The organism is Pseudomonas putida (assembly GCA_041879295.1).
Classification (GTDB): domain Bacteria; phylum Pseudomonadota; class Gammaproteobacteria; order Pseudomonadales; family Pseudomonadaceae; genus Aquipseudomonas; species Aquipseudomonas putida_Y.
Genome location: CP047152.1, coordinates 2,690,592 through 2,714,519 on the forward strand (window position 1 = coordinate 2,690,592; position 23,928 = coordinate 2,714,519).

Here is a 23,928-nt window from a genome sequence, read left to right on the forward strand (position 1 = left end):
CCCATTTCACGCGGGGCTTGTCCAGTCAGCTTTCGCGGGGCACGGGTTGCCCGTCGCTGTCATGCGCCTGGCGTCGCTGTGACAGGCGCATCACCACCACGAAGAACACCGGCACGAACACCACCGCCAGCGTGGCGCTGAGCATGCCGCCGATCACCCCGGTGCCAATCGCCTGCTGGCTGGCAGAGCTTGCGCCGCTGGCGATGGCCAGAGGTACCACGCCGAGGATGAACGCCAGCGAAGTCATCACGATCGGCCGCAGGCGCAGGCGGGCCGCTTGCACGGCGGCGTCGGCGGCGTCCACGCCCTGGTCTACCAGATGCTTGGCGAACTCGATGATCAGGATGGCGTTCTTCGCCGACAGGCCGATCAGGGTGATCAGGCCAACCTTGAAGAACACGTCGTTGGGCATGCCGCGCAAGGTCACCGCCAGCACCGCACCGAGCACACCGAGCGGAACGACCAGCAGCACCGCAGTCGGGATCGACCAGCTTTCGTACAGCGCAGCCAGGCACAGGAACACCACCAGCAGCGACAGCGCCATCAGCAGGGGGGCCTGGCTACCGGACAGCCGCTCCTGCAGTGACAGGCCGGTCCATTCCAGGCCGGTACCGGCCGGTAGCTGCGCCACCAGCCGCTCGACTTCGGCCATGGCCTCGCCCGAGCTGTAGCCGGCGGCTGGCTCGCCTGAGATCGACACCGCCGGGTAACCGTTGTAGCGGGTCAGCTGCACCGGGCCGCTGACCCACCGGGCCTGAACGAACGCGCCCAGTGGCACCATCTTGCCGCTGTCGTTGCGCACGTGAATGTTCAGCAAGTCTTCGACCTGGCTGCGCTGGTCACCTTCGGCTTGCACCACCACCCGCTGCATACGGCCCTGGTTTGGGAAATCGTTGACGTAGCTGGAGCCCACGGCCACGTCCAGCACCGTGCCGATATCGGCAAACGACACCCCCAGTGCGTTAGCCTGGCGGCGGTCGATTTCCAGTTGTACCTGCGGGCTTTCCGCCAGCGACGCTTCGCGCACGTTGGTCAGCACCTTGCTTTTGCTGGCGCTTTCGAGCAACTGGTCACGGGCAGCCATCAGCTCGGCGTGGCCTATGCCGCCACGGTCCTGAAGGCGAAATTCGAAACCGGTCGACTCACCGAGGCCGTCGATGGGCGGCGGCAGTACCGAGTAGGCTATCGCGTCCTTGAGCTGGGTGAAGGCCATGGTCGCGCGATCGGCGATCGACTGGGCGCTGTCGTCGGCGCTGCGCTCGGACCAGTCCTTGAGGGTGGTGAAGGCCAGCGCCGCGTTCTGCCCGCTGCCGGAGAAGCTGAAGCCCAGGATCAAGGTGGTGTTGCCCACGCCCGGTTCTTCGGTGTTATGCGCCTCGATCTGCGCAGCTACCTGTTCGGTGCGCATGCGGCTGGCGCCCGGCGGCAGTTGAATGTCGGTGATGGTGTAGCCCTGGTCTTCAGTGGGCAGGAACGCCGTAGGCAGCTGGCTGAAGCCGTAGCCCAGCACCGCCAGCAGCACCGCGTACACCAGCAGGTAGCGGCCGCTGCGCTTGAGCGCCTGCACCACCCAGCGCTGGTAGCCGTTGCTCATGCTTTCGAAGCGGCGATTGAACCAGCCGAAGAAGCCTTTGCGTTCATGGTGCTCGCCCTTGGCCACGGGTTTGAGCAGGGTGGCGCACAAAGCCGGGGTCAGGCTGAGGGCGAGAAACGCCGAGAACAGGATCGACACCGCCATCGACAGCGAGAACTGCTGGTAGATCACCCCCACCGAGCCTTGCATGAAGGCCATGGGCAGGAATACCGCCACCAGCACCAGTGTGATGCCGACGATTGCACCGCTAATCTGGCTCATGGCCTTGCGCGTGGCTTGCTTGGGGGGCAAGCCTTCTTCGGCCATGATGCGCTCGACGTTCTCTACCACCACGATGGCATCGTCGACCAGAATGCCGATGGCCAGCACCATCCCGAACAGTGTCAGCACATTGACCGAGAAGCCCAAGGCCAGCATCACGGCGAAGGTGCCCATCAATGCTACCGGCACGACCAGGGTCGGGATCAGCGTGTAGCGCAGGTTCTGCAGGAACAGGAACATGACTGCGAACACCAGCAGCATGGCCTCGAACAGGGTGTTGATGACCTGCTCGATCGACACCTTGACGAACGGCGAGGTGTCGTAGGGGATGTCGTACTTGACGCCTTCCGGGAAGTAGCGCGCCAGGTCCTGCATCTTCGCCCGCACCAGGGTGGCGGTTCCCATGGCGTTGGCGCCGGGCGACAACTGCACGCTGAAGGCGGTGGCCGGTTTGCCGTTCAGGCGCGTGCCGTACTGGTATTCCTGGGCACCGATTTCAACCCGGGCGACATCCCCTATAGTGACCGTTGAGCCGTCCGGGTTGGCACGCAGGACAATCGCAGCAAACTCTTCGGGGTTGCTCAACTGGCCTTTGACCACCACGTTGGCGGTGATTTCCTGGGTGCTGCGGCTGGGCAGATCGCCGATGCTGCCAGGGGCGACCTGGGCGTTCTGCGCGGCGATGGCTTCGGCCACATCGTTGGGCGTGAGGTTGAAACCGATCAGCTTGCGCGGGTCGATCCAGATGCGCATGGCCCGTTCGGAGCCATACAACTGGGCCTTGCCGACGCCCTTGAGGCGGCGGATTTCGTCCATCACGTTACGTGCAAGGATGTCCGACAGCGCGGTTTCATCGAGCTTGCCGTCTTCGGAGGTGAGGGTCGCCAACAGCAGGAAGCCGGTGGACACTTTCTCTACCTGCAGGCCCTGTTGGGTAACTGGGCGTGGCAGGCGCGACTCGACCACCTTCAGGCGGTTCTGCACATCGACCTGAGCCAGGTCTGGGTGGGTGCCCGGGGCGAAGGTGGCAGTGATGGTGGCGCTGCCCAGGCTGCTCTGCGATTCGAAGTACAGCAGGTTGTCGGCGCCATTGAGCTCCTGCTCGATCAGGCTGACCACGCTTTCGTCCATGGTCGCCGCCGAGGCACCTGGGTACACGGCGTAGATTTCCACCTGCGGCGGTGCCACGTTGGGGTACTGGGCCACCGGCAGTTGCGGGATGGCCAGCGCGCCGGCCAGCAGGATGAACAGTGCGACCACCCAGGCGAATACCGGGCGATCGATGAAGAATTGCGGCATGAATCAGGCCCTCACTGGCCGGTATGCTGTGCGATGGGTGGGGCAGCGGGCGTATTGTCGACCTGCACCTGGTCACCGGCCTTGACGTGCTGCAGGCCCTCGACCACCACCCGCTCGCCGGCCGCCAGGCCCTCGCTGACGATCCAGCGGTCGCCTTGGGCGCTGCCCAGTACAACCTGGCGGTCGCTGACCCGGGCTTGCGGGTCTACCACCAGCACCTTGGGCACACCGGCGCTGTCGCGCAGGATGGCGCGTTGCGGCACGCTCAGCCCCTTGGGTTGCACCGCTTGCTCCAGGCGTACCCGCACGTAGCTGCCAGGCAGCAGGTCGAGGTCCGGGTTGGGGAACTCGCTGCGCAGGGTGATCTGGTTGGTGCTGGGGTCGACGCTGATGTCGGAGAACAGCAGCTTGCCCGGCAGCGGGTAGGCGCTGCCGTCATCCTGGATCAGCGTGGCGCGTGCCTGGCCGTCGCCCACCTGTTGCAATTCGCCAGCGCGCAGGGCGCGGCGCAGCGCGTTGAGCTCACGGGTAGACTGGGTGACATCGGCATGGATCGGGTCCAGCTGCTGGATGGTCGCCAGCGGGGTGGTTTCGTTTTGCCCGACCAGCGCGCCTTCGGTGACCTGGGCGCGGCCGATACGGCCGGAAATCGGCGCGGTCACGGTGGCATAGCCGAGGTTCAACCGGGCGCGCTCCAGCGCCGCCCTGGCTTCGGCCACTTCGGCATCGGCCTGCAGGAAACTGGCCTTGGCGTTGTCGTACTCCTGGCGGCTGACGGCTTTGTCGTCGACCAGTTCGCGGTAGCGCTGTTCTTGCAGGCGCGCCTGGTACCGGGTGGCCTCGGCCTTGGCCAGCGTGGCGCGGGCGCTGTCGTGGTCGGCCTTGAACGGCGCCGGGTCGATCAGGAACAGTACATCACCCTGCTTGACGTCGCTGCCTTCGCGGTACACCCGCTTGAGCACCACACCTGCGACCCGCGCACGCACTTCGGCGGTGCGTGGCGCGAGGATACGGCCGCTGAGTTCACTGCTGATGGCCAGTGGCTGCAGTTGCAGGGTTTCCACGCGCACCTGCGCAGTGGGAGCCTGTTCGTCTGGTTCGGCGCTGTCGCTGCAACCGGCCAGGGACAGGCTCAGCAATGCCATGAGCGCCAACGGGCGCAGGCACGGGGAGAGGGTAGTAGGCATGCGGATCTTCCGATGATGACCGTGTATATGCTAAGGCAGACGCTGCCTGGGCGGCTGTTAATACCTGTAGGGCGAGTGTGAAAAAGTGTGAAGAATGATCCTGTCGAGTGGTCGGGTTCTATATTCTGCACAGGCTTATTTCAACCCAGACTCTCAAGCACCTATGCCGAACATTTTCCTGGTCGAAGACGACAGCGCCCTGTCCGAGCTGATCGCCAGCTACCTGCAACGCAACGACTTCCATGTCCAGGTGATCGCCCGGGGCGATCATGTGCTGGACGAGTACCGTCGGCAAAGGCCTGACCTGGTCATCCTTGACCTGATGCTGCCGGGCATCGATGGCCTGCAGCTGTGCAGGCTGCTGCGCCAGGAGTCGCAGACCCTGCCAATCCTTATGCTGACGGCCCGCGACGACAGCCATGACCAGGTGCTTGGCCTGGAAATGGGGGCCGACGACTACGTGACCAAACCCTGTGAGCCACGCGTGCTGCTGGCCCGCGTGCGCACGTTGCTGCGCCGCAGCAGTGTCCACGAGCCGCGCCTGGAAAACGACCTGATCCTGATCGGTGGCCTGCGCATCGACCTGGCTGAGCGTACGGTGAGCTGGCGCGGCGAAGAGGTGGAGCTGTCCAGCGGCGAGTACAACCTGCTGGTGGTGCTGGCGCGCAATGCCGGTGAGGTGATGAACCGCGACCGTATCCTGCAACAGTTGCGTGGCATAGAGTTCAATGGCACCGATCGCTCCGTTGATGTGGCCATTTCCAAACTGCGGCGCAAGTTCGACGACAACGCCGGCGAAGCGCGCAAGATCAAGACCGTGTGGGGCAAGGGCTACCTGTTCAGCCGTGTCGAGTGGGAGTGCTGACCGGCCATGCTCAAGATCCTGGTGCGGCTGTACCTGGTGATCATCGTCGCCTACGCCGGCGCGTTGCTGTTCATCCCTGACACCATCGTCGGCCTGTTCCGCGACCGGTTCATGGCCTACAACCTGGACCAGGCCAAGGGTGTACAAGCGTTGATCGTGCGCCAGTTCCGCCAGGCCCCGCGTGAGCAGTGGCCAGCGGTGGAGCAAGAGCTGGCCAGTGATTTCGCGCCGCTGCAACTGCAGCTGCTGCGCATGGACCAGGCCGGTTTGAGCGATGAAGAGCAGGCGCGACTGGAGCATGGTCTGCACGCAGTGCGCATTGCTGAGTGGGGCTATTACGAAACGGTGCTGGCGCCGCTGGACAGGGAGTGGCTGGTACGCCTGCATTCCCCGCCAGACCCGCTGGACATCAACGTGCTGTCGTGGGGTGTAACCGTATTGATCGGTGCAGCCATGTTAGGCTGCCTGCTGCTGTGGGTTTGGCCGCACTGGCGTGATCTGGAGCGCCTCAAAGAGACCGCTCGGCGCCTGGGCCAGGGGCAGATGGCCGAGCGCACGCACATTTCGCCTCACTCCAACATTGGTGAACTGGCCGGGGTATTCGACACCATGGCCAGTGACCTTGAACGCCACGTCAACCAGCAGCGTGAGCTGCTCAATGCGGTATCGCACGAGTTGCGCACGCCACTGACCCGGCTGGATTTCGGCCTGGTGCTGCTGTTCGACGAAGTGCCGCCAGCCAGCCGCAAGCGCCTGCTGGAGCTGGTCGGGCATGTGCGCGAGCTGGATGAGCTGGTGCTGGAACTGCTGTCCTACAGCCGGTTGTACAACGCCGACCAGGCGCGGGAGCGGGTGGAGGTATCGCTGCTGGAGCTGGTCGACAGTGTGCTTGGCGGCTTCGCCGAGGAACTCGATGGCCGGGGTATCCAGTGGGAAGTGCGGGCCGAGGGTGAGTTGCCGCGCTTTGTACTGGACCCGCGGCTGACGGCGCGTGCGGTGCAGAACCTGGTGCGCAATGCCATGCGCTATTGCGATGAAAGCCTGTTGCTGCGCTTGCGCCTGGAAGCCGATGGCGCCTGCTTGCTGACGGTGGAGGATGACGGGATTGGCGTGCCTGTGGAGGAGCGCGAGCGGGTGTTCCAGCCGTTCTATCGCCTGGACCGCAGCCGCGATCGCAACACCGGTGGTTTTGGCCTTGGGTTGGCAATCAGCCGGCGGGCGATCGAGGGGCAGGGTGGCACCTTGACTCTGGCGCAGTCGGCGCTGGGTGGGGCGCAGTTCAGGATTCGTTTGCCCGCCGGATGATAGGTTGGCTGCAACCGCGCAGGGACCGGGCCTGCTAATCCTGCTCTGCCAGTTGGCTGGACCACAATACAAAGCGATCCTTGCCGGTGTGTTTGGCTTCATATAGCGCCTGGTCGGCGCGGACCAGTGCTGTAGTCAGGCTCTCTCCCCGGTCAACCCTGGCCAGACCAATGCTGATGGTGACCGGGTGCTCGCCAACGTCCTCGCGCACGCGCTGGCACAGCGCTGCCACTCGCTGCTCGGCTCCTTGCTGATCCAGCCCTTCAAAGAAGATCGCAAACTCTTCACCCCCCAGCCGGGCAAACGCTTGATCGGCCATGCTCGCCTTGATATGCAGGGCCACGCGCTTGAGCACTTCATCGCCCACGTCATGGCCGAAGCGGTCATTGACCCGCTTGAAATTGTCGATATCGATCATCGCCAGGAACTGCCCGGACGTCGCCATCCGCAGTTGGCGGTCGGCCTGGGCCATGAACGAGCGGCGGTTGGGAATGTTGGTCAGGGCATCGACGTAGGCTTGCTCCAGCAACACCTTGGACAGGTAGAAATTGTGCAGCTTGGTTTTGCGGATCTGCAGGTAGCTGTAGCTGACCAGGCCGCTTAGAAACACGGCATAGCTGATCAGCATGGCGCCTTCGAGCCCGTCGGGCGCTATGCGGGTGTGGTAGAACGGACAGAGCACCACCCAGGTGATGACCATGGCGCAGAAGAATGACCAACGCCGCACCGGCAGCACCGACATGGCATACAGCACGGTGGATACCCCAAGCACCAACCACACCGGGCGCAGGGCTATCGGGATGCCTTCGATCACCAGGCGCATGCCCAGGGTGATGACGGTAATGAACAGCAGGTTGAGCACGTCGAAGTGATGGCTGCGGCGGGTGAAACGCAGCACCACGATCAGGCCGCCGAGCAGGGTGATGAACAGAAAGGACAGCCAGGTGAAGCCTTGGCCGCCGAGGAAGCTGACGATCAGGTCGAAGACCAGCCAGATCAGGACGCTGATGCAGAACACCAGCAGGCAGAACGAGCGCATGGACTCGAATTCGTGCTGGCGGAACTCGGCGCGCAGCGCCGCAGGCGCGACCTGCTGGCGTACGTGTGCTTCGATGGTCTTGAGCATCGGGGGCTCCTGAGGCTACTACTTTTTCAGGCCTGGACCTTTCGCGGGCAAACCCGCTGTTACAGGGAACGTACGGTTTGGGGGCCTGTGGGTTCACCCGCGAAGAGGCCGGCCCTGGCGACTCATTGCTGTGGCAAGACACCTTGGGCCCAGGGCCGGTAGCGCAAGGCAAACACTGCCTCGGTATGGCACCCGCTACCCAGCCGGGGCTCGGCAGGCTCTGCCCGAAACGCCTGATCCGGTGCGCTCACCTGGCGGAACGCCTCGCGCACCACTCCCACCCGGCACGGTAGGGCCTGCTCATAGCCCTGACGTACCAACACCGGCAAACGCCCGGTGCCGGCGCCATCCTGCCACCACACAGTCAAGCCCAAGCCGGCCAGTTGATCCAGCCAGACGGCATTGACCCGCGGCGACAGCTTGCCTGTGCTGAAGGCGCTGATATGCAACGGTTTGTCCAACTGGCGGTTGAAGGCCTGTAGCTGGCTGTACAGCGCATCACGCCGTTCGGCCTCGCGTAGATGCTGGTCGTCCAGTTCCATGGGCAGGTACCAGCCATCCACTGGCAACTGCCAGGCCTGGCGCAGTTGCTGGTACTGGCTGAGCGAGCGCCCCAGCTGCGCTTTCCAGTAGCTGTTCAGGCCTTCGCCATCCAGCTCGTCGAGGCGCTGGTAGTAGGCCGGGTCCATGTACAGCCCCAGCACCAACTGCAGGCCTTCGGCACGCGCCGTGCGCAGGCTGTTGGCCAGCCAACCTTTGGCTCCGCCGAAATCGCTGTCGCCATAGGCACTCCATTGCACGATCAGGGTTTTGCCACCTTGGGCCGCGGTGGCTTGCCACAGGTGCTGCCACTGGGCGGGCGTGACGCTGGCATCGCGGTTCAGGGGTTGGTAGAACAGGCGCTGGTCAGCTGTGGCCGGTAGGCACAGGGCCAGCAGGCAGAAGGTGATGAGCGCACGCATCAGAAGGTCATCTCCGCACCGACCAGCACGCCGTTGGCGCGCTCGTAAAGGTTGCCGCCCAACGATTGCTGATACTCGGCACGCACTTTCAGCGAGCCGCGGTAGGCGTTGTAGCGGTCGTCGTCGAACCACCATTGCCAGCGCACGCCAACCCCGGCGCGGGCGTCCTGGCGCCAGTCGTTGCTGGGGTCCTGGCTGGAGAACTCGACAAAGCCGTAGGGCATGAGGGTTTGCGGCGAGCTGCCCGGCAGCTTCCAGGCGTGGCCCTGCTGGTAGCGCGACAGCCAGGCATGATCGCCGGCACGGGTCCACCAGGCAGCATCAAGGTAGAGGAACCGTTCGTTCCAGTCGTCCTCATCGATGCGCCAGTCGTTGCGCCAGCCTCCCTGGTCGAGGAACGAGGCGGTGGCGCGTAGCAGCAGGTCATTGCTCGATTCGGCGTGGTGGCGCAAATCGCCCCAGTTGCCGCCGACCTTGGCCGGGCTCAGCAACTGGCCAAGGCTGAGGCCGCGGTAGTGGGTTTCGTCGATCTGCCGCTGGTGGTAAAGCTCGGCATACAGGTTGAGGTTGGCCTGGCCGAGCGGTTTGTAGCGCAGGCCGACACCGGTACCCATGCTCTGGGCATAGTCGGTGCGGCTTTGGCCACCGAACAGTACCCGGCCATACACTGACAGGGTGCTGCCATTGCGGCTGGGCTCCTCGCCCAGAGCATGGTCCCACATGGCCAACTGCACGTTCTGCGATTGCGCCCGGCGCGAGCTGCTGCTGCGCTGGCCGTTGTCGAGAAATTTGTCGTTGGTCGAGGTGCCGGCCGGCGACCAGGTGCTGGCCAGGGTAATGGTGTCGCGACGCGACAGGCTCTCGTGGGCGCGGCGCTGGCGGTACTTGCGGGCCTCCAGGCTGCCGTATTCGTCATCACCGTCGACCAGGTTCTGCTCTACGTCGAGGATGCGGCGCAGTTCGCGGCGTGCCGCAGCGCTGTCTGCATGTTCGTCGTAGCGCAAGGCAAGTGTTTCGCCAAGGCGGTAGTCCTCGGGGAAGTCGCGAGTGGCGCGCTCAAGGTAGGGGATCGACTGCATGCGCTGAGCCTTGTCCGTCGAGCCAGCCAGGCGCATGCCGTAGTCGGCGCGATAGCGCGGCTGGTCGGGAGCCAGGCGCACGGCTTCGGCTAGCCAGGCGGTGCTCTGCGCACTTTTGCCGGCCAGTTGCGCGGTGCTGGATGCGGCGTAGTAGTGATCGGCGCGCGGGTTGTGCGCCAGGGCCTGGCGCTGGAAGCCCAGCGCGGTCTGCGGGTCACCTTGGCGCTGGGCGATGGCGGCGCCCAACGCCCAGTCGTCGGCGCTTTGGTGCGCGGCAGCATCCCAGTAGCGGCGCGCTGCATCCGCGTCGCCTGCATTCAGCGCGCCGCGTGCGGCGGTGAGGCGGGCATTATCGGTAAAGGCGCTGTCTGGCAGGCTGCGCCAGATGGGCCGGGCGGTTTCGGAGTCGCCGGCCGCTTCGAGTGCGTAGGCCAGCGGCAGACGATTGCCAGGACCGCCCAGGCGCTCGGCAGCCTGGTAGTAGACCACCGCCTCACCCGGCTGGTCGGGCATGGCGCAACGGCCCAGGGCGCGGTACTGGCCCGGTTCGCTCGGGCTGGCCGGCACTGCCTGGCGCACGGCATCGCACTGGCCGGCCTCGGCCAGCCGTCCGAGCAACTGGGCGCGGGTGTTGGCGTTTACCCGGGGTATCAGGCCGAGCATGCGGCGGCTGTCCAGTGGGCCGTCACTGCGGGCATACAGGTTGCCCAGACGCTGTAGCAGCGATGGGTCGAGGCGGCCCAGGTGGCGGTCGTAGGCCTGCTCCAGCAATTGCCGTGCGTGATCGCCGTAGCCCTGCTCGGTCAACAGGAAGGTGGCTTGCTCCAGTGCGGCGAGGTCGCCGGTCTGCCGATAGCGTTGTTCCCATTCTGCGGCGGTGCGCGGCTGCGGGGGTGGTGGTGGGGCGCCATACAGGCGCTGCCTGAGCACGGCATAAGCCCTTGGGTCGGTACTGGCGGAGCAGCCCTTGAACTGGTCCCGGGCCAGGTCCGGGTCTTGATGTGACAGCCAGTCGACCGTTTCAAGGCAGGGGCGCTGCAGATCGTTGCTCAGGCGCCGTACCAGCGGCGCATCGTCGCCTTCGCGGGCCAGTTGCCAGAGTTGTTGGCGCTGTTCGGGGTGCTGCAGCTGATCAGGCGGTAGCGACTGCAGCCAGCGTTGGGCCTGTTGATGGTGGCCGACGGCAATGGCGCGGTTGGCCATGGCCAGCCGCGCCTGGTTGGCCGCTGCGGCGGAGGGGGCGTGGGCCAGCAGCGCAGTCAGGCCCTTCTCGTCGACTTGCTGGATATAGGCATTGGCCAGGCGTTGCCAGTCTTCGGCAGGTAACTGGCCTGTGTCGGCCAGCGGCTGCAGTTGCTCGATGGTTTCTTTCCAGTTGCGCAACTGTTCGGCAAAGTTGGCCCGGGCCAGGCGCAGTACCTGGCCGTCCTCCCCGGGCGGCAGCTGGTTGAGCCATTCCAGTGCTTTGGCAGCGCCTCCAAACTTGGCCAGGCTCAGGCTGTAGGCCTGCCACAGGCGTATCCGGTGGCTGCCGTCGCTGGCGCCCAGCCATTGCTCCACCTGGCTGGCCGAAGGCGGGTCCTGCTCGATCCAGGTCAGGCGCAGCTCCAGCAGGGCGTCAGCGTATTCGGGGCTGTTGCCTAGCTGCTCGGCCAGCGCTTGGGCCTCCTTGTAACGGCGCTGGTGGGCCAGCGCTTCGACCAGCAGGGCGCGGGCTTCGTCGTTGTTCGGCACCCGGCCCAGCACATGGCGGGTCAGGCGCTCGACTTCAGCCCAGTTGTCTTTCCTGGCCTCGCGATAACTGCGGTCCATGAACGGAAAGCTGGTGAACCGCTGGAAGTCGGTCATCGGCGCCGAAGCGGCAACGGGCAGTGCGGCGGAGCATAGCAGCAGGCCAGTAAAGGTGAGGGAAAAACGCGGCTTCATGCCACCTCCCGGGTCAGATCAATCGCTACTTGCTGTTCACTGGCCTGTTCGATCAGGGCCTGCTCCAGCACCTGTCTGGTGATGATGCCGCGGGCGATCAGGTGCTCGCCGAGGCTTTGGTGTTCGGGGTCGAAGTCGATCAACGCCTGGTTGAACAGGGTGACAGGGACCATGCCGCGCACCTGCAGTAGCGCGCCTAGCATCACTTGATGATGGCAGACCCGTTCCAGCAGCGCTTCGTCGTCCTGATGGCGTTCAAGCACGGCCAGCATGTCTCGGGTTTCTTGATGCTGCCAGCGGCTTGGGTAGTGGTAGCGAAGGCCTAGCGTTACCCGGCCCTGGGGAGCCAGGCGTGCCTTGACCGGGCGCTTCAGCTGGCGGCTGATCACGCCCAGCGACACCTGACTGACCGGGCTTTCACTGGCCAGGATCAGCGTGTCGCCGTCTTCGTCCACTGGCAGTACGCCATAATGGGTGGCCAGCTTGCGTGGCAGTTTGGCGATCAGTTGCGGGTCGAGTTTGAAGGGGTTCAGCGGTGCCCAGGGCAGATCCAGTTGCTCGGCCAGGGTGGCCACCAACTGCTCGCTGTTCAGCCAGCCACGCAGTAGCAATTCGCGGCCCAGTCGCCGACGAACCGGGCTGGTGATCGCCTGCTGCAGCTGTTCGTCGGTTATCAGGCCCTTGGCCACCAGGCGCTGGCCCAGTGGTGTGCGAGCCGGGGCGGCGATGGCGGGGAACTCGTGGGTGGTCTTGTCCCAGGCCACGCGCCGCGAATCTCCCATTTCCATTACCTGGCGCAGGGCACGCAGGTTGGCAAAGAAGTTGACGAAGTTGCTCCACATCATCCGCGGCGCCGACAGCAAGCCCTCGCCGATGCCATAGAAACGGGTGACGAACCAGGCGCGCTGGAATAGCCGGTTGAGCAGCAAAAGGCCGTTCAGCCACAGCAGGTTCGACAGCAACCAGCTGTCGCTGAGGATCGACATGAAGCGCCAGGACTCCGGCGCAAGCACCGTGACTAGCCACATGGCCAGCAACACCAGCAATAACAGGTTGACCAGGAAGCTCAGCAGGTAGGCAAACAGCCCGCGGCGGTCACGCCAGAGGAAGTAGTTGAGCGCACCTTTTCGGCTCCAGCCGAGATTGCTGGTGCCCTGGAACACGATGCCGACGATCCAGCGCGACTTCTGTCGGATGGCATGCTGCCAGTCACGCGGGAAGTGCTCGCGCACGCAAATCACCTGGGAGAATTCGCGGCTCATGCCCGGGCGCCATTCCTGCTTCAGTGTCAGCGCTGGGTCGGTGATGGAATAGCGGGCGAAAATTCACTTCATGCCCTTTTGCTTCAGGCGAAAGCCGATGTCGTAGTCTTCGGTCAGGCTCTGTACGTCAAAGGCGATGCCGTCACCGTCCTCGAGCAGTGCGCTGATGGCGCGGCGGCTGAAGCAGGTGCCGACGCCGGCACTGGGCACCTGGCCGGTCAGCGCTTCGCGCACGATCACGTCCTTGCCGTGGTTTTCGGCAAACTCGTCGACATAGTGGCCGGCAGTAAAGCCCTTCCACTCCGGTGCGTAGGGATACACCGGGATCTGGATCATGTCCTTGTTCGGCAGCAGGTAGTTGAACAGGCGCAGCTCCATGGGCGAGATCACGTCTTCGGCGTCATGCAGGATGAAGCCGGCGAACTCAATGCCAGCGTCCTGCTGGAAGCGCAGCAGCGCGTCGATGATGTTGTTCAGACAGTCGGCCTTACTGGTGGGACCGGGGCGGGCGCAGACCACTTTATGCACGTTGGGGTAGTGCAGGCACACCGCGTCCACGTCGGCCTGGGTTTGCGGGTCGTTGGGGTAGGTGCCAACAAAGATCTGGTAGTTCTCGTAGTCGATGGTCGAAGCGGCCAGGCGGGCCATTTCACCGACCACGCCGACTTCGTTCCAGGCAGGGACCATGATGGCCAAAGGTTTTTCCGGGGCTTCGTACAAGCGCTTCTCATCGGCCTTTTCGAACTTGTCGTAGATGCGAAAACGCCGGATCAGCTTGCGCCCCCAATAGCACAGATCAATGAACAGGTCGTCCAGGCCCAGCAGAAACATCAGCGAGGCGAGGGTGATCGCCAGGAGCTTCAGGCCGAACAGCACGTAAGTGAGAAAATCGATAAATACCAGGCTCATGTGTCAGCCACCGACAGGGCAGAGTGGGCCATCGTCTTTTCCTCGCTCGTTCCTTCGACGAAGTTGCAGGAGATGTCACTGTCAGGTACGGAATAGATACAAGCAGCCGAACGTAGGATTGTCCAAATTTCGGGCTTTTTCTTGCGAGCTACATCTTGTAGCTTTACAGGTCGTTCATTCAGGGAGCTGAACATGCAAGGCAAGGCCCGCAAGATCGTCCAGGCCATTCTCTATGAGGCCATCGCCGTCGCCTGCGTGGCGCCTGCGCTGGAGCTGGCGTTCGGGGCCGGCATGGCGCAGTCGACCGTGTTGTCGGTGCTGATGTCGGGCATCGCGATGAGCTGGAACATGGGCTACAACTGGGTGTTCGAACGTTGGGAAGCGCGTCAGCACAAGCGTGAGCGCACCTTCTTGCGGCGCCTGCTGCATGCGCTGGGCTTCGAGGGTGGGCTGGTGGTGATTCTGCTGCCACTGGTGGCGTACTGGCTGGATGTGAGCCTGTGGGCGGCACTGCTGACCAACCTGGCGCTGTTCGTGTTCTTCTTCGTTTACGCCTTTGTCTTCCAGTGGGGCTTCGACAAGGTGTTCGATGTGCCGCTTTCGGCGCAGCAGGCCAAGTGTTGACTTTCGGCCGCGAGGCAGGCTAAGTTCCAGCACCATGAATACATTCCCGCACGTGAACGCCATTATTATTACCGCCATTATCAGCTTGGCGGGATAGCGCGTACGTGCACCGAACCCGCCCTGGAGGCGGGTTTCTTCTCTCTGACTCCTGGGCAACGTGAAAATAGCCAAGGAGTCATCGATGACCAGCTTCAGTGTCCCTCGTACTACCGTCACCCCTCAGCAACTGCTGTCGGAGCAGGTGCGGCGCATTCTTGCCGCGCCGGTGTACGATCTGGCCATCGAAACGCCCCTGCAAGCGGCTCCGGCCTTGTCTGCCACCCTGGGCAACCAGGTGTTGCTCAAGCGCGAAGACCTGCAGCCTACGTTTTCGTTCAAGATTCGGGGGGCCTATACCCGCCTGTCCCGTCTGACCGATGTGCAGCGTCAGCGCGGCGTGATCACCGCTTCGGCGGGCAACCATGCCCAGGGCGTGGCCTTGGCGGCATCGCATCTGGGTATCAAGGCAACCATCGTCATGCCCACCACCACGCCATCGTTGAAAGTGGAAGGCGTGCGTTCGCGCGGTGGGCATGTGGTGCTGCATGGCGAGAGCTTCCCGCATGCGCTGGCCCACGCACTGAAGCTGGCCGACAGCGAAGGCGCTACCTTCGTGCCACCGTTCGATGACCCGGATGTGATCGCCGGGCAGGGTACCGTGGCCATGGAAATTCTCCGCCAGCGCCCGGGGGCGCTGGACGCTATCTTCGTGCCCGTGGGCGGTGGGGGCTTGATCGCCGGTATCGCCGCCTATGTGAAGTACCTGCGTCCAGAAGTGAAGGTGATCGGCGTCGAGCCGGTGGATTCCAACTGCCTGCAGGCTGCCATGGCCGTCGGCGAACGCGTGATCCTGCCGCAGGTCGGCACCTTTGCCGATGGCGTGGCGGTGGCGCAAATCGGTGCCCATTGCTTCGAGCTGTGTCGCCACTTCGTCGACGAGGTGGTGACAGTGAGCAGTGACGAGCTGTGCGCGGCGATCAAGGATATCTACGACGACACCCGTTCGATCACCGAGCCGTCCGGGGCCTTGGCTGTGGCAGGTATCAAGAAGTACGTGGCGCGTGAGGGTGTGCAGGGGCAGACCCTGGTGGCCATCGACTCTGGCGCCAACGTCAATTTCGACCGCTTGCGCCATGTGGCCGAGCGGGCCGAGCTGGGTGAGCAGCGCGAGGCGATCATCGCCGTGACAATTCCGGAACAGCCGGGCAGCTTCCGGGCCTTTTGCCAGGCACTGGGCAAGCGGCAGATCACCGAATTCAACTACCGCTTCTACCCCGGCAAGGAGGCGCGCCTGTTCGTGGGCGTGCAGACCCACCCGGTGCACGACCCACGTGAGCAGTTGCTGGCCAGCTTGCGGGAGCAGGGGTACAGCGTGCTGGACCTGACCGACAACGAGCTGGCGAAGCTACACGTACGCCATACCGTGGGCGGGCATGCCGCGCCAGGGGCTGATGAGCGGGTAATGCGCTTCGAGTTCCCCGAACGGCCAGGGGCGTTGCTGGGGTTTCTGGAGCGATTGGGCAAGCGCTGGAACATCAGCCTGTTCCATTACCGCAACCATGGTGCGGCGCAGGCGCGGGTGTTCGCCGCTTTGGAAGTGCCAGCGGACGAGCTGGCGGGCTTGCCGTTGACGCTGGATGAGATGGGGTATCAGTATTGGGACGAGACTGACAACCCGGCGTACAGGCTGTTCCTGGGATGACGCACACGTGTGGGCAATGCAAGCGTGTCTAGCCGCTTGCTTGCCACCTTTGATCGCTGCGTGAGCCCAACGAACGGGTTTCAACGCTCGCGCATGAAAAAGCCGGCAACGAACTTGCGGAACGTTTCCAGGCTTTTGAAGTCGGCGTAGCGCTTGAAGTTCTCGGTATCCGGCTCAGGGCCGATGGGTTGTTCCAGCAGCGACACTGACAACACCCGGTCCTGGTCCGAGGTCAGCACCAGCTCATCCATCACCTGCCCACCGATCACGGGGCGACGCATCTGCACTTTCACGCCTTTACTGGCCATCCAGTCGATCAGCGACACCAATGCCTTGAGCGGTTCGCGCTCTTCATCGCGGTACACCGGGAACAGATGCGCGCGCGACAGCACGGGCACACTGGCCACATGGATCAACTCATAGAAATGGCTACCGGCGCTGGTCGGCGAGTAGATCATCAGCGCCAGCAACGGCCCGGTGGTGCGGCTTCCGCCCCAGTACAGGTGATGCCCCTGGAAATCGAAGCCTTCCTCGCTGCGGTTGTTGAGCAGCTTGCGCCCTTTGATCTGGTCGACGCAGTCCAGCAGCAGGCCGTGGCGGCGATGGTTGCCAAACATAGAGGCTTCGCGCAGACGGGACTTGAGCATCATCATGTGCTTCATGTCCAGGCGTGTTTCCAGGTAGTTGCTGGCGGGCACCCGCTCCAGCAGCGGATAGCGGCTGGCCACGCTGCGCAACTCGGCAAACTGTGTGGTCAGGTCTTTTTTCAGGTGGGTGGCATAAAGGTTGAGCCCGCTGGTTTCGATCCAGGTCAGCAGCAGTGACAACAGGCGCTGCTGTTCGCGTTTGTCGTTGCCATCGCCGACGGCACCGGCCGTGCCAGCACGGAAGTCGCTGATCAGGCGCAAGGGTGTGTCGGGCGGCAGCCAGGCGGCGGGTGGGACAGGGTCATTTTCGCGTTCGGCGGCTTCCCGCTCGTCCTTGGTGAACGGGCAGCCTGGCGCGTGCTCGGCAGTGCCTGGGTTGTTCTTGAGGAAGAGCGTACCGGTGCTGCCGTTGAGGGTGACGTTGAGCACCGGCAAGGCATCGTTGCGGCAGTCGCAAGCCAGCCACTGGTTGGCGTTGCGCACTTTCATCAGTAGCTGGTTGGCCTGTAGCAGGCGCGGGCCGGCGAGGCTGCCGGTGGCAAAGCCGACCAGCAGTTCCTCTTCAGCGGGGGTCAGGCTGCGTACCTGGGTGGCGGTTTTGTCGATGATTCGCATGAAGCAGCTCCAAGCTACGAGCCCCAAGCTTCAAGCAAAGTCGCGTTGCTTTCAACTCGCCGCTTGGCTACCGCCGAACATCTTCGCGGCACGGGCGCGAATCTCATCGGGGGTCAGGTCCTCTTTGTGGGTGGAAACGAACCAGATGTTGCCAAACGGATCTTTCAGGGTGCCACTGCGGTCACCGTAAAACTGGTCGGTCAAGGGATGTAACTGGATGCCCCCGGCGGCCAAGGCTTGGGCGTAGACCTTGTCGCAGTCTTCAACATACAAGTGCAGACCTACACCCGCACCGCTGAGTTTCTGGCTGGCGGTGAGCCCGCCTTCCATGTCGCAGGGGTCGCCCAGCATCAGCGAAGAATCGCCGATTCTCAGTTCGGCATGGCCAACGCGACCGCCCGGGGCATCGAGGCGGAACATTTCCTTCGCACCAAAAGCTTGCTTGTAGAATTCGATGGCCTTGGCGGCGTCGTTGATGGCCAGGTAGGGCGTGATGCTGCGCTGGCCTTCGGGGATGGGTTTGACTGCCATGTTCGACTCTCCTGTGCAATGGGCGCCGAAGGGCGCCCTGTTGCTTAGAGTCGTTCGCCCAGATGGAAAATCGACAGTGACGCTAGATCGATTGTCTATAAGCGCGGCGGTCAGAAGATGTAGTCGGTGGTCAGGAAGCTCGACTGGCGGTTGCGAATGATCTCGCTGATCAGCGCTTTGTTGGCCTCCTGGAAGCGTGTGGCGACCAGCGTCCGAATGGAGAACACACGCAAAGCGTCATGCACGGACAGCGTGCCCTCGGCGCTGTTCTTGCGGCCATTGAACGGGTAGGTGTCCGGCCCGCGTTGGCACTGAGCGTTGATGTTAATGCGCCCGACCTGGTTGGCGAAGATGTCGACGAGGCTGCCGATGGTGGCCGGGTCGTTGCCGAACAGGCTCAGTTGCTGGCCGTAATCGGAGTCCAGCACATAGTCGATCACCGTCTGCAGGTCGCGGTAGGGCACCACCGGTACCAGCGGGCCGAACTGCTCCTCGTGGTACACGCGCATTTCCCGGCTGACCGGGTACAGCAAGGCCGGGTAGAAGAATGAGCCACGGCTTTGCCCGCCATTTTCGTTGAGCACGCGTGCACCCTTGGCCGCCGCATCGGCTACCAGGCCATCGAGGTAGTCAACCTTGCCGGGCTCGGGCAACGGCGTCAGTGCCACGCCAGGCTCCCAGGGCATGCCGGGCTTGAGCGCGGCCAGTTTGCGCTGGAACTTGTCGAGGAAGGCCTCGACCACATCCTCGTGCACGAACAGTATCTTCAGCGCTGTGCAGCGCTGGCCGTTGAACGACAGCGCCCCGGTGACGGCCTCTTCGACAGCGTTGTCGAGGTCGACTTGGGGCAGCACGATGCCCGGGTTCTTGGCGTCCAGGCCCAGTGCGGCGCGCAGGCGATGCGGGCGGGGGTGCAGTTTCTTAAGGTCGCTGGCGGCCTTGTGCGTGCCGATGAAGGCGAATACATCGACCTTGCCGCTGGCCATCAGCGCGCTAACCGTTTCCCGGCCGCGTCCATAGATGACATTGATCACGCCTGCCGGGAAGCTGTCGCGGAACGCTTCAAGCAAGGGGCGAATCAGCAGTACGCCAAACTTGGCCGGCTTGAACACCACAGTGTTGCCCATGATCAGCGCCGGGATCAGTGTGGTAAAGGTCTCGTTCAGGGGGTAGTTGTAGGGCCCCATGCACAGTGCCACGCCCAGCGGGACGCGACGGATCTGGCCGAGGGTGCCTTGTTCCAGTTCGAAGCGGCTGGAGTGTCGGTCCAGGTCCTTGAGGGCGTTGATGGTGTCGACGATGTAGTCGCAGGTGCGGTCGAATTCCTTCTCCGAATCCTTCAGGTTCTTGCCGATCTCCCACATCAGCAGCTTGACCACGGCCTGGCGCTGTTCACGCATGCGTGCAAGGAAGGTTTCGACATGCTGGATACGTTCGGCCACGCGCATGTTCGGCCAGGCGCCACGGCCTTTGTCATAGGCCTGCACGGCGGCATCGAGGGCGGTCAACGCGGTATCGGCATCCAGCAGCGGGGCGCTGCCCAATATGACCTGATGCTCTTCGTTGCCTTGTTTGATCCACACCGGGCTGCGCACCGTGGCCAACGGGCCGTCCCAGCGCCTGAGTTCACCGTTGACCAGGTAGTCGCGTTGTTCCAGTGGGGCTCCCAGGCGCCAGGTTTCCGGGATGTTCTCGGCGCTGGGGAAGAGTGAATCGAGCAAACGGTCCATGGGTACTGCACCTCACATCAAAGGGCGGTTTTCAAGTCAGTTGAATCGTTTCAGCCAGAGCATGCACTGGCTGCCGGAAAAACACCAGTCTGGCTCAACATGGCCGCCCATGCCTACCGGCAAGCAGTCGGCGGCCTGACGGTCGTTTATGCTAGAGAAGGCGCCAAAGGTTATTCATTGATAGCAAAGTGGGCGGCGGACGCTTGATGGGCACGGTTATAGCAAAAGTGCTGCTGAGCATCGGTTTGATGCGGGGAATTTGACGCCATGAAACTTGATCTAAAGTCAGCCAGAAGCCGCTTGCCAAAGCGTTTGCAGGCATCTTAAATTGTTACTGAATGTGATAATTAAGTTTCAAGTAAAACAATAAAAATCAAAGTGTTAAGTGTTATTGCGGGTTTTTTCTCTTGTTCCGATTGGCCAATAGTGCACTTCAAAAGGACGTCGAAGAAGAAATGAAAAAGACCTTGACGACTGTGGCGCGCAAGCTCCTGTCGCCCTCCACGCGCTACGAAATCAGGCTGCTGTCCAGCAAAGTGCGAGAAATGTTGGCGCGTGCCTGTCTCTGGCGTTGGGAAGTTGCCAGGTTTCGCCCGCAACAGGAGAGCCCGTACGAAATCCTCTACATCGGCCGCAAGCAGCAACGGGAGATGGCCAAGCTGCTGATCGGTGGCAAGGGCCAAGGCAGCGCATCGATCGTAGACGGTGCAAATGCCACGGCGGCTGCCAGCCACGTAGTGGTCATCAGCGAAATGCCCACGTCGGGGGCGTTGTCGGTGCCGCATTACCTGAGCGCCGTGGTGCCGTTGGGGCGCTCGCTGGAAGACATCACTGCCCGTTACGACAGCGAACTGCGGCGCAGCATTCGCAAGAACCGGCCGCTCTATCACATGCGCCAAACCCTTTCGGACGAAGAAATCGCCATGGCCGACCGGGATCTGCTGCGCCCTTATGCTTCGGCCCGGCAGGGCATTCATGCCGCGCAGTTTCCTACCGAAGAGGTGTTCCGTATTGCCAAGAGTGTCGGCCGGCTTGACTTGATCATGCTGGGCGATGAGGTGATTGGCTGCCACCTGGGGTGTGAAGTGGTGCGCGGCGGCAAGCGTTACTGGAGCACGTTGCGCTTTGGTTATTGTGAAGCGGTGTTTTCCGATGCGAAGAAATTGCGCGAGGTGAACTCGATCACCACCTTCATGGCGCTCGAATGGGCATTGGAGCAGGGCTTCGATTATTACGATATCGGCCTGTGTCTGGCGCGCCCGGACGACGGCCTGCTGAAGTGGAAGCGCCGCCGCGGTGGTGATATCGACTCGCTGGGTAACCATGCGTACCTGTTTGTCCGTCTGCCCAAGACCGGTACGGCAAAGTTCCTGTGGGATACGCCGATGTTCGCGGTCGAAGGCGACAAGCTGACGTTGCATCTGGGGCTGCCGGATGGCCCAAGCGATGAGGAAGTTGCCAGCCGCTATCACGAAATGGTGTTTGGTGGCCTGCACAAGATTTATCTCTATGGAGGCAGCGGGGCTGGCGAACCGTTCGTGGAAACGTTGCGCAGCCGTTACGCCAACTTGCAATCACCGCCCACCATGGAAAGAGTCACGAGTGATTGAGTGACAGCCAGGGATGCATTGATCTGGCGCCTGGCGCCGGGGTCCAGACTTCGTCATCAGGGGAGGACGCTTCATGGGAAGCGACATCTCGCAGTTCAGTGCATCGCCCGCAGCCAGGCAACACACCTGGACCTTGGCCGCCTACCGCTACATGCTGCGCAAACGACTTGGCAGAAGAGCGGCGATCGACATCAAGAACCTCGCCACCAAGAGCTGGGACATCGCCCCGGGCGAAGCCACGGTTTCGCCGCCGGCCATTTTCCTGCCCGGCCAGCTGGAGCGGGTGACGGGCTGGGAAGGCAAGCGGTTTTACCCCTACGTGCACCCGGCGCAGACCATGGCGGGAGGCGTCAATGCGTTGCAAGGACCAACCCGCGGCTACCTGATCAAGGATGTGTGGCTGGTCGATGGGGCGTTGTACAAGGGCAAGGCCAGCCATTGGCTGTCACAGAAGCCGAATACCTTCCCGACCATCCTCATCGACAATGAAATCGACCGCGCCGCGATCTATTGCACACAAAACGGTAACGCCTGGTTCGGCACCTGGCTGATGGAAGATTGCCCGACCTATGCGCTGGCCTGCAACGAAGGCATCCCGGTGACCACCGCCCCCTCTGCCAGGTATCCGCTGTTTACCCAGGCACCGGCCTATGAAGACTGGCTGGACATGAAACCTTTGCGCCTGCGCAGTGCGTTCTTTCGCGAGCTGGTGCTGTTCGATGACCAGAGCAACAACCGCAGCCGGCATGCTCGCTACCGAGCCATGGGTGACAAACTGCTGTCGCATGTGTCGTACACGCAGCACCCGGGGGTTTTCCTGTTGCGGGGCGGTGATGGTGACCTGCGCCTGTTGCGCAACGAGCTGGAGCTTGCCGAACACCTGCGCACGACCCGCGGTTTTCGCATCGTCAACCCGCTGAAGTCCGATCTGCCGAGCATTGTCGCGGCGTGCGCCGGGGCTAAGGTGGTCATCGGGGTAGAGGGTAGCCAGTTAGTGCATGGCGTGAATGTGCTCCAGGCTGGAGGCTGCCTGCTGACTTTGCAGCCGCCGAACCGTTTCGTCAGCTACTACAAGTACCTGACGGATCGTGATCACCAGCATTTCGGCTTTGTGGTTGGCCTGCCGGAAGGTGATGGTTTCAGGATTGATATTGGCGAGGTGGAGCGCACGCTGGATCTGTTCCCACGATAAGTGTGTAGTATCCGTGCATGGATCAGCGGCGGACAGGGCAGTAGAGGATGATCGAGGTATCACGGTTTTGGCGCGACCCTGCCTTGCCGTTCGTCGAAGCCCGACGGGTAGGGGACGGGCGCAAGGTGTGCTACGCCGCGCACTCCCACGAGAGCTTCTCCATCGGTGTCATCACGGGGGGGCGTAGCACTTACATCAACAGTGACCAGTGCATTGAGGTTGGGGCGGGTACCACGGTGTTGATGAACCCAGGCGTGGTGCATACCTGCAACCCTATTGCCGGGGAACCCTGGTCTTACCTGATGCTGTTCGTCGATCAGCCTTGGTTGCAGGCAGTGGGTTTTACCCTGCCCACGCAGACCTGGAGTCGCTCGCCTGTGTTGTATCGGCGGCTGTTGCAGGCATTTGCCGACCTGTTCGACGCCAGGCTGCCTGATCGCGAAGCCCGCCTGGCGGCCCTGTTTCACGAGTTGCCGGGCATGCTTGGCGGTAATGCCAGCGAGGGTGGCGAGGGCAATCCACGGCTGGATGCAGCGGCAGCGTTCATACGCGCCCATCGCAGTGACCCGCTCAGCCTCGAGGATATCTGCGGGGCTTGTGGCCTGTCTCGGTCCTACCTGATTCGTGCCTTTCGCCAAAGCTTTGGCCTGACGCCGCATGGCTACCTGCTGGACCAGCGCGTGCAACTGGCCCGGGCGCAGTTGCGCCAGGGCCGCTCAATTGCTGAAGTTGCGCAGGACGCCGGGTTTGCTGATCAGGCGCACCTGCAGCGGGCATTCAAACAGCACCTGGCGGCGACACCGGGGCATTACAGAAACGCCGTCGCTAGCCTGGGCGCTCCTGCAGGAGCCGGGCAAGCCTTAAAGGATCAGGTAAACCGCGCTGGCGACCAGTAACACGGCCAGGCTCCGATTGAGCATGCGCAGGTGACGTGGGCTGTCCAGATACTGGCGAATCACGCTGCCGGCCCAGGCCCAGCAGGCCACCGAGATGAAACAGATTGGGCCGTAGATCCAGGTAAACAGCCACAGCAAGTGCTGTTCACCGCCGGTGTAGGCTCCCACCCCGGCAACGGCTGCCAACCAGGCTTTGGGGTTAAGCCACTGCATCGCTGCGCCGTGCCAGGCTGAAGGGGCATGGGTAGGCTGTGCGTTGTTCAGGTTGCCGTCGTCACTGGCCAGTTTCCACGCCATGTATAGCAGAAACGCCACACCGCCCCAGTGCAACATCAGGCCCAACAGGGGCCAACGCAACAGCAGTTGATGCAGGCCCAGCCCTACCAGCACCAGCAACAGGCAGAAGCCCAGCGTGGCGCCGGCTACATGTGCCACGCTGGCGCGCAGGCCATGGCGGGCACCACTGCCAAGTGCGACGATGTTGACCGGGCCGGGGGAGATCGAGGCCGCAAGCGCGAAGGCGGCCATGGACAAGTACAGGCTCATGAGGAAGATCCAGGTGTTTAG

16 protein-coding genes and 1 pseudogene are annotated in these 23,928 nt (G+C 63.1%); 7 read left to right on the top strand and 10 right to left on the bottom strand.

Annotated features, from left to right (window positions below):
• Positions 1-25: 25 nt before the first annotated feature.
• Together GST84_12220 and GST84_12225 are read right to left on the bottom strand one after the other, a co-directional pair.
• Positions 26-3,154: a multidrug efflux RND transporter permease subunit gene (locus tag GST84_12220; protein XGB13094.1), complete on the bottom strand. Its 3,129-nt coding sequence runs from the start codon at positions 3,152-3,154 to the stop codon at positions 26-28.
• A gap of 11 nt (positions 3,155-3,165) precedes the next feature.
• The gene (locus GST84_12225; protein XGB13095.1) at positions 3,166-4,341 is read right to left on the bottom strand and encodes an efflux RND transporter periplasmic adaptor subunit; all 1,176 of its coding nucleotides are present in this window, start codon (positions 4,339-4,341) and stop codon (positions 3,166-3,168) included.
• Between the two features lie 163 nt (positions 4,342-4,504).
• Between GST84_12225 and GST84_12230 the strand changes: the two genes are divergently transcribed.
• Both GST84_12230 and GST84_12235 read left to right on the top strand, forming a co-directional pair.
• Positions 4,505-5,206 carry a response regulator gene (locus tag GST84_12230; GenBank protein ID XGB13096.1) on the top strand — a complete coding sequence of 234 codons (702 nt, stop codon included), beginning with the start codon at positions 4,505-4,507 and terminating at the stop codon, positions 5,204-5,206.
• A 6-nt stretch (positions 5,207-5,212) separates the two neighbouring features.
• Positions 5,213-6,511 carry a two-component sensor histidine kinase gene (locus GST84_12235; GenBank protein XGB13097.1) on the top strand — a complete coding sequence of 433 codons (1,299 nt, stop codon included), beginning with the start codon at positions 5,213-5,215 and terminating at the stop codon, positions 6,509-6,511.
• A gap of 34 nt (positions 6,512-6,545) precedes the next feature.
• On the opposite strand, the gene GST84_12240 is transcribed toward GST84_12235, so the two are convergent.
• From GST84_12240 to nrfB, 4 genes and pseudogenes are all read right to left on the bottom strand, one after another.
• Positions 6,546-7,637: a diguanylate cyclase gene (locus GST84_12240; protein ID XGB13098.1), complete on the bottom strand. Its 1,092-nt coding sequence runs from the start codon at positions 7,635-7,637 to the stop codon at positions 6,546-6,548.
• 122 nt (positions 7,638-7,759) lie between these two features.
• Positions 7,760-8,599 carry a DUF4434 family protein gene (locus tag GST84_12245; GenBank protein XGB13099.1) on the bottom strand — a complete coding sequence of 280 codons (840 nt, stop codon included), beginning with the start codon at positions 8,597-8,599 and terminating at the stop codon, positions 7,760-7,762.
• The gene (locus tag GST84_12250; protein ID XGB13100.1) at positions 8,599-11,604 is read right to left on the bottom strand and encodes a phage receptor; all 3,006 of its coding nucleotides are present in this window, start codon (positions 11,602-11,604) and stop codon (positions 8,599-8,601) included. Before GST84_12250 ends, GST84_12245 begins: the two co-directional genes overlap by 1 nt.
• Positions 11,601-13,775: pseudogene (gene nrfB / locus GST84_12255) on the bottom strand (phage adsorption protein NrfB). The gene GST84_12250 and the pseudogene nrfB overlap by 4 nt, the downstream one beginning before the upstream one ends.
• A gap of 192 nt (positions 13,776-13,967) precedes the next feature.
• Here nrfB and GST84_12260 point away from each other — a divergent pair.
• Both GST84_12260 and ilvA read left to right on the top strand, forming a co-directional pair.
• The gene (locus tag GST84_12260; protein XGB13101.1) at positions 13,968-14,399 is read left to right on the top strand and encodes a PACE efflux transporter; all 432 of its coding nucleotides are present in this window, start codon (positions 13,968-13,970) and stop codon (positions 14,397-14,399) included.
• Between the two features lie 181 nt (positions 14,400-14,580).
• Complete coding sequence (gene ilvA, locus GST84_12265) at positions 14,581-16,140, top strand: threonine ammonia-lyase, biosynthetic (protein ID XGB13102.1); 1,560 nt, start codon at positions 14,581-14,583, stop codon at positions 16,138-16,140.
• 80 nt (positions 16,141-16,220) lie between these two features.
• On the opposite strand, the gene GST84_12270 is transcribed toward ilvA, so the two are convergent.
• The 3 genes from GST84_12270 to GST84_12280 form a co-directional block, all read right to left on the bottom strand.
• Entirely contained in the window at positions 16,221-17,402 is a 1,182-nt protein-coding gene (locus tag GST84_12270; GenBank protein XGB13103.1) for a hypothetical protein, read from the bottom strand.
• Between the two features lie 51 nt (positions 17,403-17,453).
• Complete coding sequence (locus GST84_12275; protein XGB13104.1) at positions 17,454-17,933, bottom strand: VOC family protein; 480 nt, start codon at positions 17,931-17,933, stop codon at positions 17,454-17,456.
• Positions 17,934-18,043: 110 nt separating this feature from the next.
• Positions 18,044-19,663 (bottom strand): aldehyde dehydrogenase family protein, encoded by a 1,620-nt coding sequence (locus GST84_12280; protein XGB13105.1) that lies wholly within the window; start codon positions 19,661-19,663, stop codon positions 18,044-18,046.
• A gap of 455 nt (positions 19,664-20,118) precedes the next feature.
• Between GST84_12280 and GST84_12285 the strand changes: the two genes are divergently transcribed.
• From GST84_12285 to GST84_12295, 3 genes are all read left to right on the top strand, one after another.
• Positions 20,119-21,273 carry a hypothetical protein gene (locus GST84_12285; GenBank protein ID XGB13106.1) on the top strand — a complete coding sequence of 385 codons (1,155 nt, stop codon included), beginning with the start codon at positions 20,119-20,121 and terminating at the stop codon, positions 21,271-21,273.
• Positions 21,274-21,346: 73 nt separating this feature from the next.
• The gene (locus GST84_12290; GenBank protein ID XGB13107.1) at positions 21,347-22,465 is read left to right on the top strand and encodes a DUF563 domain-containing protein; all 1,119 of its coding nucleotides are present in this window, start codon (positions 21,347-21,349) and stop codon (positions 22,463-22,465) included.
• 47 nt (positions 22,466-22,512) lie between these two features.
• Entirely contained in the window at positions 22,513-23,361 is an 849-nt protein-coding gene (locus GST84_12295; GenBank protein XGB13108.1) for a helix-turn-helix domain-containing protein, read from the top strand.
• Here GST84_12295 and GST84_12300 read toward each other — a convergent pair.
• Positions 23,326-23,907, bottom strand: a complete 582-nt coding sequence (locus GST84_12300) for a LysE family transporter (GenBank protein ID XGB13109.1) — start codon at positions 23,905-23,907, stop codon at positions 23,326-23,328. The two genes, GST84_12295 and GST84_12300, sit on opposite strands and share 36 nt — an antisense overlap.
• Positions 23,908-23,928: the final 21 nt, after the last annotated feature.

Excerpts from the sequence above, each read along its gene's own strand:
- GST84_12280 (XGB13105.1), bottom strand. The coding sequence starts at position 19,663 with ATGGACCGTTTGCTCGATTCACTCTTCCCCAGCGCCGAGAACATCCCG.
- ilvA (XGB13102.1), top strand. The coding sequence starts at position 14,581 with ATGACCAGCTTCAGTGTCCCTCGTACTACCGTCACCCCTCAGCAACTG.
- GST84_12285 (XGB13106.1), top strand. The coding sequence starts at position 20,119 with ATGAAAAAGACCTTGACGACTGTGGCGCGCAAGCTCCTGTCGCCCTCC.
- GST84_12240 (XGB13098.1), bottom strand. The coding sequence starts at position 7,637 with ATGCTCAAGACCATCGAAGCACACGTACGCCAGCAGGTCGCGCCTGCG.
- GST84_12235 (XGB13097.1), top strand. The coding sequence starts at position 5,213 with ATGCTCAAGATCCTGGTGCGGCTGTACCTGGTGATCATCGTCGCCTAC.
- GST84_12225 (XGB13095.1), bottom strand. The coding sequence starts at position 4,341 with ATGCCTACTACCCTCTCCCCGTGCCTGCGCCCGTTGGCGCTCATGGCA.
- GST84_12230 (XGB13096.1), top strand. The coding sequence starts at position 4,505 with ATGCCGAACATTTTCCTGGTCGAAGACGACAGCGCCCTGTCCGAGCTG.
- GST84_12260 (XGB13101.1), top strand. The coding sequence starts at position 13,968 with ATGCAAGGCAAGGCCCGCAAGATCGTCCAGGCCATTCTCTATGAGGCC.
- GST84_12295 (XGB13108.1), top strand. The coding sequence starts at position 22,513 with ATGATCGAGGTATCACGGTTTTGGCGCGACCCTGCCTTGCCGTTCGTC.
- GST84_12270 (XGB13103.1), bottom strand. The coding sequence starts at position 17,402 with ATGCGAATCATCGACAAAACCGCCACCCAGGTACGCAGCCTGACCCCC.
- GST84_12275 (XGB13104.1), bottom strand. The coding sequence starts at position 17,933 with ATGGCAGTCAAACCCATCCCCGAAGGCCAGCGCAGCATCACGCCCTAC.
- GST84_12300 (XGB13109.1), bottom strand. The coding sequence starts at position 23,907 with ATGAGCCTGTACTTGTCCATGGCCGCCTTCGCGCTTGCGGCCTCGATC.
- GST84_12290 (XGB13107.1), top strand. The coding sequence starts at position 21,347 with ATGGGAAGCGACATCTCGCAGTTCAGTGCATCGCCCGCAGCCAGGCAA.
- GST84_12245 (XGB13099.1), bottom strand. The coding sequence starts at position 8,599 with ATGCGTGCGCTCATCACCTTCTGCCTGCTGGCCCTGTGCCTACCGGCC.
- GST84_12220 (XGB13094.1), bottom strand. The coding sequence starts at position 3,154 with ATGCCGCAATTCTTCATCGATCGCCCGGTATTCGCCTGGGTGGTCGCA.
- GST84_12250 (XGB13100.1), bottom strand. The coding sequence starts at position 11,604 with ATGAAGCCGCGTTTTTCCCTCACCTTTACTGGCCTGCTGCTATGCTCC.